Origin of the sequence: Rhodococcus sp. PvR099 (assembly GCF_017833315.1) — a bacterium.
Classification (GTDB): domain Bacteria; phylum Actinomycetota; class Actinomycetes; order Mycobacteriales; family Mycobacteriaceae; genus Rhodococcus_G; species Rhodococcus_G oryzae.
Genome location: NZ_JAFIBV010000001.1, coordinates 5,031,751 through 5,049,071, shown reverse-complemented (window position 1 = coordinate 5,049,071; position 17,321 = coordinate 5,031,751). Strand labels below are relative to the sequence as shown.

Below are 17,321 nucleotides of genomic sequence, written 5' to 3'. Positions count from 1 at the left end.
CGAGGTGTCCGGGCGGCGAAGTTCCGGCGAAACCTGGGCTACCGGGTCAGTCGGGCGGGGCTGCCGTCACATCAGGCGGCTCGGCCGCCGTCACATCAGGCGGCTCGGCCGCCGTGCGCCGCCGGACCAGCCACAGCGCGGGCAGGGTGATCAGCCACGTCACCGCGATCACCGAACCGGCGGGGACCAGCGCCACCCGGACATCGCGACCGGACACCCGGACCAGGTCCGGATCGGACCTCGCGTACTCGACGTCGATCCGCTGGCCGACCATCAGCTCGGTCGGGTACAACACGCCGAGCCGCGGGTTCTTGGTGACCCCGTCCGGGGTGACGAAGCTGATCGCCGAGCGCAGCCGGCCGGCGGAGAGCACCTCCGCGGTGGCCACGCCCTTGTCGGACTCGATCGTGAGGTCGTTGCGCCAGGCCGCGACCACCAGCAGCACCGCAAGCACCGAGATCCCGATCGCCGCGACCAGGATCCCCTTCCTGACCCGGCCCGCCACCGTCGGCGTCACAGCTGCGCCCGCACCGCGGCGTGCAGTTCGCGCAGCCCGGAACGTTCGGTCGCGACCTCGAGGACCCTGATCCCCGCGGTGTTCGGCTCGGTCAGCGCCGCCGCCAACTGCTCGGGGTTCACCGCGTGGTGCTCAACCCGGTAGGCGGCGCAGAGCGCGGACAGGTCCATCCCGTGCGGGGTGCCGAACACCCGCTCGAAGACACCCGCGTACTGCGGGTCGCCCTGCTCGAGGAGCTCGAAGATGCCGCCGCCGTCGTCATTGGCCACCACGATCGTGAGGTCGCGCGGCCGCGGCTCCCCGGTGCCGATCAGCAGGCCGGAGGCGTCGTGCAGGAAGGTCAGATCGCCCATCAGCGCGAGGGTGCGGGTGTTCTCCCCCTGCGCGGCCATCGCCGCACCCACCGCCGTCGACACGGTGCCGTCGATACCCGCGACGCCACGGTTCGACAACACCCGGACGCCCGGCCGCGGATAGCTGACCAGGGCAGCGTCCCGCACCGGGTTGGACGCACCGAGCAGCAGCTGGTCGCCCTCGCACAGCGCGTCCATCACCACCTTGGCCACGTGCAGACCGGTCGGCTTCGGATGCGCCGAGAGCTGTTGCCGCACAGCCTTGTCCGCATGCTCGGTGAGGTGCCGGCAACGCTCGAGCCAGGCCGCGTCGGGGGCGCCGGACACGACGGCGCGGGTGCCGGTGGCCAGCACGTTGCCGGACACGTCGGGCCAGCGCGGGCCGGTGGTGAGCGCGAACACCGACACCCGGGGGTCGGCGAGCAGCTTGGCCACCGGACGGTGCAGCGTCGGCCTGCCGGTGATCACCGCCTGCCGGGGCTTGAGCTGGGGCAGCGCAAGCGGGTGCAGCGGGATGCCGTGCATCGGCGCGGTCGGCTCGGCGACCGTCGGCAGACCGGCGAGCTCCGGCCGATGACCCGAACCGTGGCCGGAGATCACCACGGTGTCCGGCGTCAGGTCCAGCTCGAGCGGCACGTCGAGGGTCGCGTGCGTTGTGGTCGTCCACGGGGCGCCGTCGGGCCTGCCCTCCGGCACGGGGCCCTGGACGTGCGCGCCGGGCACCAGCGGTTCCCGCAGCGGCACGTCGAAATGCACAGGTCCCGCGTTGCCGGACCGTGCACCCCTGGCAGCGGCGAGGACCCGGCAGACCGCCGACCGCCACTGACTGTTCTGGTCGACGCCCTCCTCGGCGAGGCCGAGGCTGATGGTGGCCCGCACCTGGCTACCGAACAGGCCCAGCTGCTCGATGGTCTGGTTGGCGCCCGTCCCGAGGAGTTCGTAGGGGCGGTTCGCGCTGAGCACCACGAGCGGGACCCGGGCGTAGTTCGCCTCCAGCACCGCGGGGCCGAGATTCGCCACGGCGGTGCCGGAGGTCATCACGATCGGCACCGGATGTCCGCTGCCGATGGCAAGGCCGACCGCGAGGAATCCGGCGGTGCGCTCGTCGATCCGCATGTGCAGCCGCAGCCGTCCGGCCGTGTCCGCGGCCTGCAGCGCGAAGGCCAACGGCGCGTTGCGCGAACCCGGGCAGAGCACCACGTCGCGCACCCCGCCGCGGATCAATTCGTCGACGACGGCGGTGGCCTGGGCTGTGGACGGATTCACGGTTCCAGGGTGTCAGACGGCCGCCCGCCGACGGGCGGCGGTCCGGGCACACCGTCAGTTAGGATTGCCTGAGCTAACCACCCCGCGAGGAACGAGACCATGGCCAAGCGCAGCAAGTTCGTCAAACCCGAGGACCGGCACATCACCAGGGCCCGGGTGCTCGGCAGCAAACAGGTGAGCCCCAACTTCATCCGCGTCACCATCGGCGGCGAGGAGCTGCGCAGCTTCACCCCCATGGGGTTCGATCAGTGGTTCCGCATGTTCATCCCGCAGGATGGCCAGACCACGCTGCGGGTGCCGAGCGCGACCAACAACCTGTGGTACGCCCAGTACCTGGCGATGTCGAAGAGCACCCGGCCGGTGGTCAGGAACTACACGGTCCGCGGATTCCGCGGCGCGGACGAGGCGGTGTTCGGTGAGAACATCCCCGAACTGGACATCGATTTCGTCTCGCACGGCGACACCGGACCGGCGTCGGCGTGGGCCGGGTCGGCGACGCCGGGGGACGAGGTCGCGCTGCTCGACGAGGGCCTGATCTACAACCCGACCCCGGAAGCGCAGTGGCAGCTGTTGGTAGGCGACGAGAGCGCGCTGCCCGCCATCATGGGCGTCCTGGGCTCGGCGCCTGCCGATCTGCGCGCCGAGGTCTTCGTGGAGATCCCGCACGCCGAGGACGCCCAGCAGGTGACGACGCCCGAGGACGTGAACCTGCACTGGCTCGTCCGCTCCGACCCGCACGATCGGCCCGGGGTCCTCGCCCTGGAGACGGTGCGGGAGGCGGAGCTGCCCACGGGGCCGTCCTACACGTTCGTCGCGGGCGAGAGCGATCTGTCGACGGGCCTGCGACGGCATCTGGTCAACGACCGCAAGGTGCCCAAGTCCGATATCGCCTTCACCGGCTACTGGCGCCACGGGAAGTCCGCACCCTAGGCGGCTGCGCCGCCTGTGAGTCTTTCTGGCCCCGTGAAGGACCAGAAAGACTCACAGGGGTGGCTACGGACGCCCGGTCAGGTACATCCCGCTGTGGTCCTGCCCCGCCGTGTTGCGGCAGGTGAAGTTGCCACTCGGCTTGGCGTACAGCAGGTCGATGCAGCGGCCGAGCGCGAGCTGGCCGAAGTAGTTCGGGTGCATCGACTCCTGACGGTTGCCCTGCGTGGTCCATCCCATGTCCAGCCAGCGCATCCACTCGCTGGTCGCCCCTGACGGCGCCGACGAGGCGCTCACCTGCTTGGCCGCCTTGGCGCAGACCTCATGCCCGTCGAAGGCATCGCCGAGGTCGAGGAACTGCACACCCTTCGCGGCAGCGACACCGGCGAGGCGGTTGGAAATCTGCGGCACCAAGGAATCTCGGGCCCAGTTGGCGTCGCCGTCCCAGAGCGGGCAGCCGCCGGTGTTCGCCCGCGCCCAGCCGCTTTCCGAGTACCGGTTATCCGCCGCGCGGGGGGTCGGCGAGGGCGCCGACTGCAGCACCACGCGATAGTCGGCGGCCGCGTAACCGGCACCGGACATCACGGCACGGATCTCGTCGATGGACTTGGCGACACCGTCCATCGCGGCATTCATCTTGCCGTCCACCGCCGCCTGCTGGTCGTCGTTGCAGTAGGAGTACCAGACCAGGTAGTCCTGAACGCAGGTCGAGATGACGTCGGCGAATCCGAGGTCGTTCCCGCCGATCGAGAGGGTGATCAGCTTGACCTTGTTGGCCGCGGCGACCGCGGCCAACTGATCGGCCTGCGGCGCCTCACCCTTGAAGGCCTGGCCGCCGTTGGCGGCCCGGAAGATGTTGGCGGTGACGGCGCCCGAGCAGGCCAGGTTGATCCTGGTCTGCGCGACGGACGCGGCACTGTTCACCTCGGCCGAATCGGAGCGGTCGCAGCCGTTGGCGTAGGTGCTGCCGTACACACGGGTGGGGTCGTAACCGCTGCCCGTCCAGGCCCGGTCGGTGCCGTCGCGGCTGCCGGAGGTGGTGAGGCTGTTGCCCTTCCACCGTCCCGCCTCGCCGGACATGTAGCTGTCGCCCATCGACACGCTCGCCGTCGGCCCGGCGGGAGCAGCAACCGCGGGTGTGGCGAGCACCGACAGACCGGCGGCGGCCAGGGGTACCGCCAGCAGGGCGGCGAGCAGACTCCTGGCGCTGCGGCCGGCGGCAGATTTGTTGCATGTTTCGACCAACACGGGCTCCTGGGGATGGGCACACCTGTCCTACGAGGACAGGCACGCATTCGTACGTGGGGAGGTCGCCGGCCGGTGACGCGAGGGAGTCTGGCACGGGCCAGCTTGCTACCGCCGGGTAATCGCAATTTTTGCGTTAAACACTTCGGCGACGACCCGACGGCGCCGAGCCCACATACGACAGGTGGGCCGGATCCCCCAGGGATCCGGCCCACCGTCTACCACTGTGGCGTGGTGACTAGCTTGCGTGCTTCTCCACGAGCGCACCGAGACGCGGGAGCGCCTCGATGACGTTCTTCTTCGCCGACGGGCGCATCGTCGAGTAGACCTTCTTGATGGCGGACTTGCTGGTGCCCTCGATCTTCTCGTCGGTCACGCCGAGGAGCGCGTCCGCAACCTGCTCGCTTCGCGCGCTGAGGAAGTCGCCGAAGCCGGCGCCACCGGCCGCGCCGAAGTCCTGCCAGAACGGCTCGAGGCGGGAGATGAATCCGGGCAGCAGTCCCTCGACGGCCTCCGGCACGATCGACGGTCCGACCTTCTTCACGGCTCCGTAGCCGCCCTTGACCGCGAGGCCCGAGGCGCCCGTCTTCTCCGAAACCTCGGCGTCGATCAGCTCCTGCACGTCCGCGACCACGGCGGGCAGCCGGGACGGGTCGAGAAGGGTGTCATTCAGTGCTGCAACCACTTTCAATGCCTCCGATGTTGACTTGGGTGTCGCGCCAGACCTTATACGACGCGGAGCCCAACCGGCTTACTCAGCATCCGCCGAGAGCAGCTCGTGACACCGCTCGAGCCTCGCGAGCCACCACCGTGTGCGCTCCGGTGAGGCTGACAGCCCGGCCACCCGCTCCGGGTCCGGCACGACCGCAGAGGCAGGCAGCGCCCCGTCCACCATCGCGCGTGGCGCCGCGACATCGGCCTCGAACAGTCCGCCGGTGCCGAGCCCGCAGGCGTACTCCAGCTCGGGCAGCGCGGCCGCCGCCGCCAGCCCCGCACCCATCCCCACCGCGGAGTCCAGCGCGCTCGAGACCACCACCGGCACACCGTGCTCCGCCAATTCGGCGGCGAGACTCAGCAGTGCCCGCATGCCGCCGAGGGGCGCGACCTTGACCACCGCCACGTCGGCACCGCCCGCGCGCACGACCCTCATCGGATCCTCCGCCCGGCGGATGCTCTCGTCCGCGGCGATCCGCACCCGCGCGCGACCGGACGCCGCCGCGTGATCGGCCAGGCGCCTACGCAATTCGACCAGTTCGGGGACGGAGGCGCACGGCTGCTCCGCGTACTGGAGCGGTCCATCCGAGGACAGCGCCAGCAATGCCTCCTCCGCCTCGTCGAGACCCCACCCACCGTTCGCGTCGACCCGCACGTGCTCGATCTGCGCACGGACCGCCTCGACCCGCGCGAGGTCCTCGGCGAGCGACCGCCCCCGCTCGGCGACCTTCACCTTCGCCGTCCCCGCGCCGGGGAACCGGGACAGGATCTCGGGCACCCGCGCCGCCTCCACCGCGGGCACGGTCGCGTTGACGGGCACCATCGCGCGCAGCGGCGCGGGCGGGCCCAGCCAGGCGGCCTCGATCGCGGAGCGGAGCCAGGAGGCGGCCTCGGCGTCGGCGTATTCGGGGAATGGGGCGAACTCGCCGAAGCCTGCGGGCCCGCGCAACAACAGCACCTCGCGAGTGGTGATGCCGCGGAAGCGGACTCGCATCGGAAGGCTCACCACGACGGCGCCCTCGCGAAGCTCGGACAGTGGCGGCAGCGGCACCGGTTCGCCGCTCATGACGCGGCGTCCACGAACGCCTCGCCCCGCAGCAGCGGGACCACGGCGCTGGTGTCGAGCTCGGCGGCGATGTCGACGTCCTCGCCGAATCCCTTGTCGACGAGCTCCCGGCCGCTCGCGCAGTCACGCAGCCTGTCCCTCAGGTCGCCCTCGGCCGCGGCGAAGGCCTCGGCGGCCGCGCGGGCCTCCGGAGACGCCGCCCCCGCACCCAACGCCCCGAGCGCACGGAGCACCGCGCCCGCACCCCACAGATCCTCCAGGCCAGGGCGGATGTCCCCATCCGGCCAGCGCTCCCCCGCCGCGATCACCGCCACCCGCGGCGGCCGGGCCGCTCCGCCCCGAGCCGAGAGCCAGTGCGCCACGGCGGTGGCGTTGCGCAGCGAGGCCCCCACCACCTCGACCCCGGCCTCGGCCAGCCCGAAGGACAGCGCGGATCCGTTCGGGGACGGCAGCACCAGCCTGTGCCCGCGCGTATCCGGCAGCCGACCAGGGCCGAAGGCGGCCCGGACCGAACCGGGCGAGAGGCTCACGTCGCCCGGCACCGCCCGTGATCGGCCGACCGCAACGGTCGCACCGCGTTCGGCGGCGTAGCCGGCGGCGGACGCGGGGTCCCATCGATAGGGGTACACGCCCACGCCGCCGTCCAGCGCGACGGTCAGCGTGGTGGTGAACGACAGCACGTCGACGACGACCGCGACGTCGCAGTCCTCGATCAGGGCAGCGGCGCCCGCCGGTCCCCAGTCGAACCGGAGTCGGTACGCACCCTGACGGTGAGCGGGAAGCATGCCGTCATCCTCGCACCTGACCTCATGGCCGGCCCGGCAGCAACACCACCATCGGCGCCTCGCGGTCGGGCGGGGCCTATCCTTGGCGATCGTGACCTTCAATCCGCAGCTGTGGCGTCCGGTTCCCGGGTTCGAGAACCTCACCGATATCACCTATCACCGGCACATCACGCAGGGCACCGTCCGCGTCGCCTTCAACCGTCCGGAGGTGCGCAATGCGTTCCGGCCGCACACGGTCGACGAGCTGTACGCCGCCCTCGACCATGCCCGGATGACCTCCGATGTGGGCGCGGTGCTGCTGACCGGCAACGGTCCCAGCCCCAAGGACGGCGGCTGGGCGTTCTGCTCGGGAGGCGACCAGCGCATCCGCGGACGCAGCGGCTACCAGTACGCCGCGGGCGAGACCGCCGACACCGTGGACAAGGCGCGCGCGGGCCGGCTGCACATCCTGGAGGTGCAGCGCCTGATCCGTTTCATGCCGAAGGTGGTGATCTGCCTCGTCAACGGCTGGGCCGCGGGCGGCGGGCACTCGCTGCACGTGGTCTGCGACCTGACACTGGCCAGCCGCGAACACGCACGGTTCAAGCAGACCGATGCGGACGTCGGCAGCTTCGACGGCGGATACGGCAGCGCCTATCTCGCGAAGATGGTGGGGCAGAAGTTCGCCCGCGAGATCTTCTTCCTCGGTGATGCGTACACCGCCGAGCAGATGCATCAGATGGGCGCGGTCAACAAGGTCGTCGACCACGCCGAGCTCGAGGACGTCGCGCTGGAGTGGGCCGAGAAGATCAACGGCAAGTCCCCGCAGGCGCAGCGGATGCTCAAGTACGCGTTCAACCTGGCCGACGACGGCCTGGTCGGCCAGCAGCTGTTCGCCGGCGAGGCCACCCGGATGGCCTACATGACCGACGAGGCCGTCGAGGGCCGGGATGCGTTCCTGGAGAAGCGCGATCCCGACTGGTCGCCGTACCCCTGGTACTTCTAGGCGGCCTACAGCCCGAGCGCCTGACGCAACGTGGGCCATGCCTTGGGCAGCTGGTCCTTCCAGTACGCCCAGGCGTGGACGCCGGTGGGCTCGTAGTCGACGGTGGCCGGGATGCCCAACTCCCGCAGCTTTCGGTCGAGCCGCTTGGTGCACTGGTTCGCCGCCGCCTCGATGGCCCCGCCGACCACGATCCGCTCGGCATCGGTGCCTGGGCCCTCGTGCCTGCCTGCGATACCCGTGGCGACCGACATGTAGATGGGCTTGCCGCGCAACGCCTCCGCGTGACGCACCGTGTCGTGCGCTTCCCACTCGGGACCACCAGGAACACCCCACAGGTTGGCCGGGTCCCCGCCACGCGAGGACACCGTGACCTGCGTGCTCAGCCGACCGATGTCGTCGGTGGTCGAGTAGCAGCCGCTGAAGACCGCGATGCCGCGGTACAGGTCGGGGTGCCGGTGCGCGAGCATCATCGCACCCTGGGCGCCCATCGAGTTGCCCGCGATCGCGTTGACGCCGTTGGTCTTCAGCCGGGCGTTGATCAGTGGCGGCAGCTCCTTGGTGATGAAGGTCTCCCACTTGTGCAGCCCGATCTTCGGATCGCGCTTGTCCCAGTCGGTGTAGAGGCTGGCCACCCCGCCGTTGGTCATGACCACGTTGGCGTTCTTGTCGGCGAAGAACTTCGGGGCATCGGTCATGTACATCCACCCGCTCTGGTTCTCGTCGGCACCGACGCCCTCGAGCATGTACAGGGTGGGCCGCGGGACGCTGCCGTCCGCGGGGAGCAGCACGTCCACGCCGACCTCGCGGTGCAGCGCGGGCGAGGCGATGAGGAACCGCGCGACCCGTTCCGAGGTGAACTTCTCCGAGACGATCGACGGGGTGACGATGTCGTCGCGCAGCGGGGGTATCGGCCCCGGATCGTCGCGCCCCCACTCGGGCATCGTCGATCCGGAGGTGACGCTGCCCGAGTCCGAGCTGCCGCCCGCGCTGCCCGAATCCGAGCTGCCCGAACTGCCCGCGCTACCCGAGTCACTGCCCGTGCCCGGTGCCGCGACGGCCTCGCCCGAGCCTGCCAACACCGCGATCGCGACCAGGGCCACACCCATTGCCCGGCCCAACGCAGGACGACGACACGCGAAATTCATGGACTCCCCCAGCCTCGACGTTGTCGATCGGATGCGGGCACCAGACGGCCCGGACCGCCGGCCTCCTTGGCGGCGGCACCGATCGCCGAGACGGTACCGCGTTCGGGTGGGCCGCGCAGGGGAATTCGTTCGCCACTGTCACGAATCTCGCGCCCGCGACCGACACCGGATCGGGCACACTGAACGCATGGGCGTCGACCGCGAAGAGCCTGCACCCGAACACCGTCGGCCCGACGGTGTCACCGACGCCGAGATCGCCGCCGCCGGGCGGGTCTCCGAGGCCCTCGAGACGGTCGAGCGGGCCCGCGGGCACCTGTACGGGTTCCACCAACTCATCGGGCACGCGCACCTGCAGCTCGCCGAGGCGGTCGATATGCTGCGCGCGGCCGGCCACGGTGAGCGGGCCGACAAGCTCCTCGAGGAGCTGGTCGGCCGGAACGTGCTGGCGGGCCGCTGGACCTTTCAGGTGGTGGAGGAGTTCGACGACGGGTACTGGTCGGAATTCCGCGAGCACGAGCAGGCGGTGCGCGAGGAGCTGCTCGGCGGGCGCAGGCACCTGTACGAGGCGGAGATGAAGCAGCGCAGACGGACACCGGGCAGGCCCGGGCACGAGGCCCGACCCGCGGAGCAGGAGTGAGCATGGAGATTCTGAGCAGCCGGACGATCCTGCGGCCGGCCGACTATCCGACCACCCTGGCGTTTTACGCGCAGACCCTGGAGCTCGCGGTCGCGCGCGAGTATCCGGGCGGCACGGTGTTCTTCGCCGGGCAGGGATTGATCGAGGTCGCCGCCCACGGCGCATCCGGGGTGAGCACCCGCTTCGACGGTGCCCTCTGGTTTCAGGTTCGCGACCTCACGGCCACGCAGACGGAACTGGTGCTCAAGGGCGTGCAGATCATCCGGGAGGCGCGGCAGGAACCGTGGGGCCTGCACGAGTTGTGGATAGCCGACCCCGACGGCGTCCCGATCGTGTTGGTGCAGATCCCGGCGGACCACCCGATCCGGAGGGACGGCCGCCCGGCCCCCTAGCCGGTTGCGGCACCGATTCTCTCGGCGCGGCGCCGTTGACGACCGAGGCCCTCGCAGCGGACGATTCGTGCACGCGGAACCCATCGACCCCGAGGTCACCGATGAGCACAGCTGCTCGGCACACGTCCTCCACCCGAACCGGCAGCGGCCTGGTGCTCGCGGTGCTGGCCTCCGGCCAGTTCCTGATGACGCTGGACAGCTCCGTCATGAACGTCTCGATGGCCACCGTGGCCGCAGACCTGAACACCACGATCACCGGGATCCAGACGGCGATCACGCTGTACACCCTCGTCATGGCCACGCTGATGATCACGGGCGGCAAGGTGGGCAGCATCCTGGGCCGTCGCCGCGCCTTCGGCATCGGGCTGGTCATCTATGCAGCAGGGTCCTTCACCACGGCCGTGGCACCGAACCTGGCCGTGCTGCTGATCGGCTGGTCACTCCTGGAGGGCATCGGCGCCGCGCTGATCATGCCCGCGATCGTCGCCCTGGTGGCGAGCAACTTCCCGGCGGAACGTCGCCCTGCGGCCTACGGCCTGGTCGCCGCGGCCGGGGCGATGGCCGTCGCCGCGGGCCCCCTCATCGGCGGCGCGGTCACCACGTACGCGTCCTGGCGCTACGTCTTCCTCGGCGAGGTCGTCATCGTCGTGTTGATCCTGTTGGTGCTCAGGAGGATCGAGGACACCCCGCCGGCCAAGGTGCACCTCGACCTGGTGGGATCGGCCCTGTCGGTGCTGGGGTTGGGCATGCTCGTGTTCGGGGTGCTCCGCTCGAGCGAATGGGGCTGGATCCGGCCAACGCCCGACGGCGTCCAGTTGATGGGAGTGTCCGCGACCCTGTGGTTGATCCTCGCCGGATTGCTGGTCGCCTATGTGTTCCTGCTCTGGGAAACCCGGCTGTCCAAGGCGGGCGCCGAGCCACTGCTCGATCCACGGCTCCTGCAGAACCGTCAGCTCAGCGGCGGCCTGACGATGTTCTTCGCGCAGTTCATGGTGCAGGCCGGGATCTTCTTCGCGGTCCCGCTGTTCCTCTCGGTGGTCCTCGAACTCGACTCGCTGCAGACCGGTCTGCGGCTGCTCCCGCTCTCGGTGGCTCTCCTGCTCGCCGCAGCGGGCATACCCAAGCTCTGGCCTCGTGCGGCTCCCCGCCGGGTGGTGCGGTGCGGTCTCGGTTCGATGATCGTCGGGATCCTGGTCCTCGTCGCCGGGTTGGACCCCGGCGCCAATGCCGCGATCGTCGCCGTCCCGATGCTCCTGATGGGACTCGGGCTTGGTGCGTTGGCGTCCCAGCTCGGCGCGGTCACCGTGTCCGCGGTGCCGGACTCGCAGAGCGCCGAGGTCGGCGGGCTGCAGAACACGGCGACCAACCTCGGCGCGTCACTGGGGACAGCACTGATCGGTGCGGTGCTCATCACGACGTTGAGCGCCGCGACCGTCGACGGGATCCAGGACAACCCCGACGTGCCCGTCGCCGTGCAGCAGCAGGCCACCACCGAGCTGGCCGCCGGGGTCCCGTTCCTGTCCGACACCCAGCTGACCGCGGCGATGGACGAGGCCGGGGTGAGCGGCCCGACCGCCGACGCCGTTCTCGCGGTCAACGCGGACGCACGACTGGAGGCGCTGCGGGTGGCATGCGGCCTCGCCGCGCTCCTCGCCGTCCTCGCGCTGTTCTTCACCGCGAACATCCCCCGCGAACCGGTCGGGTCGAGCGGCCCATCGCGGCGCGAGGAGTGACGGGTCCTGGCCCGGTGAGCTTCGACACATTTCGTTCCTGACCCTGACGGTTCGCATGGCGACAGGGCGGTGCGCACGCCGTTCGGGGCCCGCCCGAACCGCCAGGACCTGGCCCGACGGGCGGCGGCGCGGCGTGCTCGAAAGCACGCGCGAACAGCGGGTACAGACTCGACTTTTACGCGTTCGTAACGGAGGATCGAGGCCGTGAACGCGGAACTCATCGTTCTTCTTGTCGTAGTTGTCACAGCCCTCGGGTTCGACTTCACCAACGGCTTCCATGACACCGGCAACGCGATGGCGACGTCGATTGCGACCGGGGCACTCAAACCCAAAGTCGCGGTTGCGCTTTCCGCAATCCTCAATCTGGTGGGCGCGTTCCTCTCGGTGGAGGTCGCGGCCACCGTCGCGAAGGGCGTGGTCAACCTCAACTCCGTCGGCGGCGAGGATCTGCTGTTCATCGTCTTCGCCGGACTTGTCGGCGGAATCATCTGGAACCTGGCCACCTGGCTGTTCGGCATCCCCTCGAGTTCCTCGCACGCGCTGTTCGGCGGCCTGATCGGCGCGGCCCTCGCCTCCCTCGGGATGAACGGCGTGGAGTGGGGCGGCGTGCTGAGCAAGGTGGTCATCCCGGCACTGCTGGCGCCGGTCGTCGCCGGCCTCGTCGCCACGGCAGGAACCTGGATGATCTACCGGATCACCCGCGGCGTCAGCGACGAGACCAAGGATTCCGGGTTCCGGCTCGGCCAGGTCGGCTCCGCGTCGCTGGTGTCCCTCGCTCACGGCACCAACGACGCGCAGAAGACGATGGGCGTGATCTTCCTGGCCCTGGTCGCCCACGGCACCCTCAACGCCGACTCCGACATGCCGTTCTGGGTGAAGCTGAGCTGCGCGGTCGCGATCGCCCTCGGTACCTACCTCGGCGGCTGGCGCGTGATCCGCACCCTCGGCAAGGGTCTGGTGGAGATCGCGGCGCCGCAGGGCATGGCCGCGGAGGCGTCCTCGGCCGCCATCATCCTGACCTCCAGCCACCTCGGGCTGCCGCTGTCCACGACGCACGTCGCCACCGGCTCGATCATGGGTACCGGCGTCGGCCGCCGCGGCGCCGAGGTGCGCTGGGGCGTCGCGGGCCGGATGGCGGTCGCCTGGCTGATCACCCTGCCGTCGGCCGCGCTTGTCGGCGCCGTGTGCTGGGGCATCGCGCAGCTGATCGGCGGCCTGCCCGGCGTGCTGGCGGTCTTCGCGATCCTGCTGCTGCTGGCGGGCTGGATGTATGCGCGTTCGCGCAGGCAGCCGATCGACTCGAGCAACGTCAACGCGGAATGGGACGGCGGCCTGATCCCCGCCGAGGACATCCCCGGCCCGCCGGCGAACCCGACCCCCGCGCCCGCACCGGCCGCGGAGCCTGCCCCGCGCGACAACGTGACAGCCTGAGGAATACAGCACCATGGATCTTCTCTCGAAAACCGTCGATTCGCTGTGGCAGGTCGTCGCGGTGGGGCTACTGCTCGGGGCAGGCCTGCCCGCGATCTTCGCGCTCGGCCTGCGGGCACTGGACTCCGGTTCGACCACCGATCCCGCCGCGGCGACGACCACCCGCAAGCCGGCTGCCGTCATCGCAGCCGGTACATGCTTCGCCGTGGTGGTCGTGGCGATCATCACCGGCATCCTGTTCGTCATGCAGGGCTTCCTCAGCCACACCTTCGGCATCGAGATCTTCTAGCGTCGGCCCACGAGTCGAGAGGCAACAGTTCGTGTCCTCAGCAAAATCAACGTTCCCACTATCCGTGCTGACCTGGCTGCAGGACGGGTACCCGCAGGGCGTCCCGCCGAAGGACCGCATCCCCTTGGTGGCCCTGCTCCACCACGAGCTGACCGCCGAGCAGATCAAGGACGTGGCCGTCGCGCTCGCCGAATCGCGGGGCGAGGGCGAGGACCCGACCGTCACCCACGCCGAGATCGGCGAGCTGATCGAACAGATCACCCACGAGGCCCCGTCGGATCACGACATCGCCCGGGTCCGGTCCGTGCTCGCCGCGGCCGGGTGGCCGCTCGGCGACGAGCCGTAGGGACGCACCGTCGTGGCCCTTCCACCGTTCCTCACCTCGATACTCGGGTGGCTGCGTGCCGGGTATCCCAACGGTGTGCCCGAACAGGACTACATCCCGTTGATCGCCCTGCTCCGCAGGCGCCTGTCCGACGAAGAGGTCCATGCGGTCACCGACGCACTGGTCGAGCAGTTCCCGCCGCCGATCGACAAGATCGACATCCAGGTGCTCATCACCAAGGTCACGGACGAGATGCCCGTCGAGTCCGATGTGGAGCGGGTGCGCGCACACCTCGCGGCCGGGGGCTGGCCGCTCGCCGACGAACCCGGTGACGGGCCGAACGGGGCGACGACCCTGCGCGCGCTCGACCGTGACGCCGAGTCGGCCACCGGCGACGGGGCATCGGCGGACGGGGACACTCCCCCGGAATCCGGCTAGGCGATCAGCCCATCGATGATCCCGCGGGCGATCGGCGCCGCCTCCGATTCCCCCATCTGTAGGGCGGTGTTGACCGCACTCATCAGCGCCTCGATCTCGAAGGCCAGCGCCGCGGCGTCCCTCCCCTCCGCCGCGCCCTGATCCTTGGCCCGCCGGATCTCGCGGGTGAGCAGTTCGCGCAAGTCCCGCTGATCGGCCGCGATCGCGTCACGCACCGGCCCCGGCCTGCTGTCGAACTCGGATACGGTCGCGACCCGGAAGCAGCCGCCGGGGAACACCGGCGCCGACACGAAGTCGAACCAACGGTCGATCAGGGCCCGTAGCCGGGGCAGCCCGCCGGGCTCCTTCAGGCTCGGCCGGACGACGTGCTCGATGAACACCTCCCTGGCCGACTGCACCGCGGCGACCTGAAGGTTCTCCTTGGTGCCGAAGAGAGTCGCGACGCCACTCTTGCTCAGCCCGAGATCGGTGGCGAGCCTGCCGATGCTCAGACCGGTCAGTCCCTCGACCGAGGCGACGTCCGCCGCGTGCCGGGCGATCGAGGCGCGGGCCAGCGCCCCCTTGATCAACCGCTGATCGGAAGTCTGAGCCGTATCCACCATCGCTTCATTCTCTACGAGATCTTGCGATTGCACGAACGGTCGTACGTTCGACATGACGGCCTGAGGCCCACACCTGGCGATCGTCGTCGCAACCGCGCTGCGGGGGGACGTGACACCTCAGTCGTGGTTCGCGCCGTGATCGGCGAACTCGGCAAAGCTCCCCACCTGGTCTACGTCCGGATCGAGGGCGCGGGCTAGCCAGAGTTCGTACCAGTCGAGGAACGTCAGCGGCTCGCGGGTGTCTGGGTGAAGCACCGGCAGCGCGGCGGCGTGCTCGTAGCTGTGCCACCACACCTGCCCCGCGGCCGGGCCGCGCAGGATCAGGAGGTCGTACATGCCGCACCCCTCGTTCGCGAGGAAGGTCGCGCCTCGGTGGATCCGGCCGATGTTCTCTGACCACTGGAACTCGGAGTCCTCAGCGGCGGGCGCGCAGGGTCGCTCGGCGGTGAAGGGGAAGTCCGCGGCGTAGTCGATCGCGGCGTCTTCGGCCTCCTGCGCCAGCGGGAGCAGTCCGAGCATCGGTCCGGCTCCGCCGTCGCCCACCCGGGTGATCCACTCGAAATAGTCGGCAGGAAGGCCGACGCCGAGCCGGTTCTCGAATGCCGCCAGAACGTCCGGGTCCGCGGGAGCAGCGTGCTCGTAGCGATGCACGGCTGCCCCGTGGATGCCGCATCTGTAGCCGATGACCTCCCGGTCGCCGAGCGAGACGACCGTGGTCCTCAGATCGGCTACTCGAAGTCGGTCGAGGCCGGTCAGGATCCCGGCGATCCGGTCCGCGTGCATTTGCGCGTGTTTCATAGTCACATCCTGACGGATGCGACGACGTGTCTCTGGGTTCGGTGACACACCTACATTGACAGGCGCGACCTACACGCCCGACCTCGGTCAAAGTAGCCAGGCGCGTCCTGTCGATCTTCGCTGCAACTCGACACGGCCGGACGCTACGGGAGACCGTCTGAGGCCGATCCTTCGCCCCGCGCATCTCCCCACGGCCATGACCCATCCCGCCTGCGCATGCCGGTCTCCCTGCGGGCGTTGGCCTTTCGTCGGGCGCGGTCGAGGAGCTCTTTCGGGTGGTGGCGGTGGTTGACGCGGGGTTTCTGTTCGGGGTCGATGTGCGTTGGTGGGCTCCATTCGGTGCGTCCGGCGTATTCGGAGTCTTTGGGTGCGGTGCGGGTTTTCCAGTCGCCGGGCCCGTCGTGGATGAGGGCGTGGCAGCCATCGCATCCGAGGGTCAGCGCGCCGATGTCGGTGGTGCCGCCCTTGGACCAGTCGTGGACGTGGTGGACGGCGGTCATGGTGGCGGGGGCGTCGCAGCCGGGTCTGGTGCAGCCGCGATCGGCGGCGATCAGAGCCAGTCGTTGGTCGGCGGTGGCGAGGCGTTTGCTCCGTCCGAGGTGCAGTGGTCGGCCGTTGTGGTCGAAGAGCACCAGCACCGGATGTGACCGTTCGGCGAGCTTGAGGGCGTCCTTGATGGGGACGATCCTGCCGGAGGCGGTGGTGACCACACCTGTCTGTTGTTCGAGTTGATCTATCGTCATCGTCAGGATCGTCGTCACCGGCAACCCGCGGTGCGAGCCGAGGACTCCGGAACCGAGGAGGGCGCGCAGCGCTTCCTTGACGGCGTCGTGGTTGCGTTGCGCGGCGGTGCGGGTGTCGCGGCCCGCGGCGGCGGCAAGCTGGTCGCGGTCGACACCGGGGTGTTCGGCGGCGCCGGTGGGTGATTCGGGGTCGTCGGGATTGTTCATCCCTGGCCGCGCCCATTTCGCGAGGATCGGGTCGAGCAACGCGCGGGCCTGGGGGTCGAGGTGCCCGGAGATCGGTGTCGTCAAATTCTGATCCTGCCGGCCGAGGCGGATCCCGCGAAGACGCTTGCGGTCCTTGTCGTCTGTGAGGTTGCCGTCAGGGTTCAGGTGCGCCAGCAACTCGTGCCCGGCTTTCTCGACGTCCTCGGGCGTGGCCGAGCGCGCCAGTTCCGCGAGGATCTGCTCCGCGACTGCGACGTCGGAACTGCTGACGGTGTGGGGGATCTTGCGGATGACTTCGCGTATCGCGCGTGCGTGGTCGGCGCCGATGTCTCCGTCGCGTTGCGCGGTAGCGGTTTCGGGCAGGTCCACGGGAAGCGGCTGGCCGGAGAGCGCATGCCAGGTGCCGAGCGATTTCGCCGCGGTGATCCGCGCGGAGGCGTCGGCCGCGGAGATCCGCAGCACTCCGATGAGTAGCTTGTTGAAGGTTTTGTGGCCGAGCTTCCCGGGTAGGGAACGTTCGGCCGTTTCGACGATCAGGTTGTGGCCGACCGCCGAGGCCCGGCGCAGCGTTTTCTCCAACCGGCGCATGGTGTCGGTCAGCTCGGCGTCGGAGAGCCCGGTCAGATCGCTGTCGCACAGTCCCTCGATGGCATCGGCGATCGTGGACAGGTGTTCCTGCACTTGTCCCGAAGCCCCGACCTTGTCGATCGAACTCATGTTCGA

General features: G+C 69.9%; 19 protein-coding genes. 9 read left to right on the top strand and 10 right to left on the bottom strand.

Going from position 1 to position 17,321, the window contains the following annotated elements:
- Window positions 1–46: 46 nt before the first annotated feature.
- Both JOE46_RS23525 and menD read right to left on the bottom strand, forming a co-directional pair.
- Window positions 47–517 carry a DUF3592 domain-containing protein gene (locus JOE46_RS23525; RefSeq protein WP_209928650.1) on the bottom strand — a complete coding sequence of 157 codons (471 nt, stop codon included), beginning with the start codon at window positions 515–517 and terminating at the stop codon, window positions 47–49.
- The gene (gene menD / locus JOE46_RS23520) at window positions 514–2,136 is read right to left on the bottom strand and encodes a 2-succinyl-5-enolpyruvyl-6-hydroxy-3-cyclohexene-1-carboxylic-acid synthase (protein WP_097210942.1); all 1,623 of its coding nucleotides are present in this window, start codon (window positions 2,134–2,136) and stop codon (window positions 514–516) included. The genes JOE46_RS23525 and menD overlap by 4 nt, the downstream gene beginning before the upstream one ends.
- A gap of 99 nt (window positions 2,137–2,235) precedes the next feature.
- Here menD and JOE46_RS23515 point away from each other — a divergent pair, with 99 nt between their 5' ends.
- On the top strand, window positions 2,236–3,066 hold the full coding sequence (locus JOE46_RS23515; RefSeq protein ID WP_097210941.1) for a siderophore-interacting protein: 831 nt from the start codon (window positions 2,236–2,238) through the stop codon (window positions 3,064–3,066).
- 63 nt (window positions 3,067–3,129) lie between these two features.
- Here the strand turns inward: JOE46_RS23515 and JOE46_RS23510 are convergent, their stop codons facing one another.
- The 4 genes from JOE46_RS23510 to JOE46_RS23495 all read right to left on the bottom strand — a co-directional run bounded on the left by JOE46_RS23510 (window position 3,130) and on the right by JOE46_RS23495 (window position 6,873).
- Window positions 3,130–4,311 carry a GDSL-type esterase/lipase family protein gene (locus JOE46_RS23510; protein ID WP_097210940.1) on the bottom strand — a complete coding sequence of 394 codons (1,182 nt, stop codon included), beginning with the start codon at window positions 4,309–4,311 and terminating at the stop codon, window positions 3,130–3,132.
- 235 nt (window positions 4,312–4,546) lie between these two features.
- Window positions 4,547–4,993, bottom strand: a complete 447-nt coding sequence (locus JOE46_RS23505) for a hypothetical protein (protein ID WP_077040721.1) — start codon at window positions 4,991–4,993, stop codon at window positions 4,547–4,549.
- Between the two features lie 66 nt (window positions 4,994–5,059).
- Window positions 5,060–6,088 (bottom strand): o-succinylbenzoate synthase, encoded by a 1,029-nt coding sequence (locus JOE46_RS23500; RefSeq protein ID WP_097210939.1) that lies wholly within the window; start codon window positions 6,086–6,088, stop codon window positions 5,060–5,062.
- Window positions 6,085–6,873, bottom strand: coding sequence for a 2-phosphosulfolactate phosphatase (locus JOE46_RS23495; protein WP_209928649.1), 789 nt, complete (start codon window positions 6,871–6,873; stop codon window positions 6,085–6,087). Before JOE46_RS23495 ends, JOE46_RS23500 begins: the two co-directional genes overlap by 4 nt.
- Window positions 6,874–6,964: 91 nt before the next feature.
- On the opposite strand from JOE46_RS23495, the gene JOE46_RS23490 reads away from it, so the two are divergent.
- Complete coding sequence (locus JOE46_RS23490) at window positions 6,965–7,858, top strand: 1,4-dihydroxy-2-naphthoyl-CoA synthase (RefSeq protein WP_027500684.1); 894 nt, start codon at window positions 6,965–6,967, stop codon at window positions 7,856–7,858.
- A gap of 5 nt (window positions 7,859–7,863) precedes the next feature.
- On the opposite strand, the gene JOE46_RS23485 is transcribed toward JOE46_RS23490, so the two are convergent.
- On the bottom strand, window positions 7,864–8,964 hold the full coding sequence (locus JOE46_RS23485) for an alpha/beta hydrolase family protein (RefSeq protein ID WP_245221154.1): 1,101 nt from the start codon (window positions 8,962–8,964) through the stop codon (window positions 7,864–7,866).
- Window positions 8,965–9,190: 226 nt separating this feature from the next.
- On the opposite strand from JOE46_RS23485, the gene JOE46_RS23480 reads away from it, so the two are divergent.
- The 7 genes from JOE46_RS23480 (at window position 9,191) to JOE46_RS26635 (ending at window position 14,248) form a co-directional block, all read left to right on the top strand.
- Complete coding sequence (locus tag JOE46_RS23480; protein WP_097210936.1) at window positions 9,191–9,640, top strand: hypothetical protein; 450 nt, start codon at window positions 9,191–9,193, stop codon at window positions 9,638–9,640.
- 2 nt (window positions 9,641–9,642) lie between these two features.
- Window positions 9,643–10,032 (top strand): VOC family protein, encoded by a 390-nt coding sequence (locus JOE46_RS23475; RefSeq protein ID WP_097210935.1) that lies wholly within the window; start codon window positions 9,643–9,645, stop codon window positions 10,030–10,032.
- A gap of 101 nt (window positions 10,033–10,133) precedes the next feature.
- Complete coding sequence (locus JOE46_RS23470) at window positions 10,134–11,765, top strand: MFS transporter (RefSeq protein ID WP_097210934.1); 1,632 nt, start codon at window positions 10,134–10,136, stop codon at window positions 11,763–11,765.
- A 204-nt stretch (window positions 11,766–11,969) separates the two neighbouring features.
- A complete protein-coding gene (locus JOE46_RS23465; RefSeq protein WP_097210933.1) occupies window positions 11,970–13,196 on the top strand; it encodes an inorganic phosphate transporter in 1,227 nt (408 codons plus the stop codon).
- 13 nt (window positions 13,197–13,209) lie between these two features.
- On the top strand, window positions 13,210–13,485 hold the full coding sequence (locus JOE46_RS23460; protein WP_097210932.1) for a hypothetical protein: 276 nt from the start codon (window positions 13,210–13,212) through the stop codon (window positions 13,483–13,485).
- A gap of 31 nt (window positions 13,486–13,516) precedes the next feature.
- The gene (locus tag JOE46_RS26640) at window positions 13,517–13,831 is read left to right on the top strand and encodes a DUF3349 domain-containing protein (protein WP_307861328.1); all 315 of its coding nucleotides are present in this window, start codon (window positions 13,517–13,519) and stop codon (window positions 13,829–13,831) included.
- Window positions 13,832–13,843: 12 nt separating this feature from the next.
- Window positions 13,844–14,248, top strand: coding sequence for a DUF3349 domain-containing protein (locus JOE46_RS26635; RefSeq protein WP_257017235.1), 405 nt, complete (start codon window positions 13,844–13,846; stop codon window positions 14,246–14,248).
- Here JOE46_RS26635 and JOE46_RS23450 read toward each other — a convergent pair.
- From JOE46_RS23450 to JOE46_RS23440, 3 genes are all read right to left on the bottom strand, one after another.
- Window positions 14,245–14,850, bottom strand: a complete 606-nt coding sequence (locus JOE46_RS23450; RefSeq protein ID WP_097210931.1) for a TetR/AcrR family transcriptional regulator — start codon at window positions 14,848–14,850, stop codon at window positions 14,245–14,247. The genes JOE46_RS26635 and JOE46_RS23450 overlap by 4 nt on opposite strands.
- A 117-nt stretch (window positions 14,851–14,967) precedes the next feature.
- Window positions 14,968–15,648 (bottom strand): SMI1/KNR4 family protein, encoded by a 681-nt coding sequence (locus JOE46_RS23445; protein ID WP_209928648.1) that lies wholly within the window; start codon window positions 15,646–15,648, stop codon window positions 14,968–14,970.
- Window positions 15,649–15,791: 143 nt separating this feature from the next.
- Window positions 15,792–17,315 carry an HNH endonuclease signature motif containing protein gene (locus JOE46_RS23440; RefSeq protein WP_209928647.1) on the bottom strand — a complete coding sequence of 508 codons (1,524 nt, stop codon included), beginning with the start codon at window positions 17,313–17,315 and terminating at the stop codon, window positions 15,792–15,794.
- Between the last annotated feature and the right edge of the window lie 6 nt (window positions 17,316–17,321).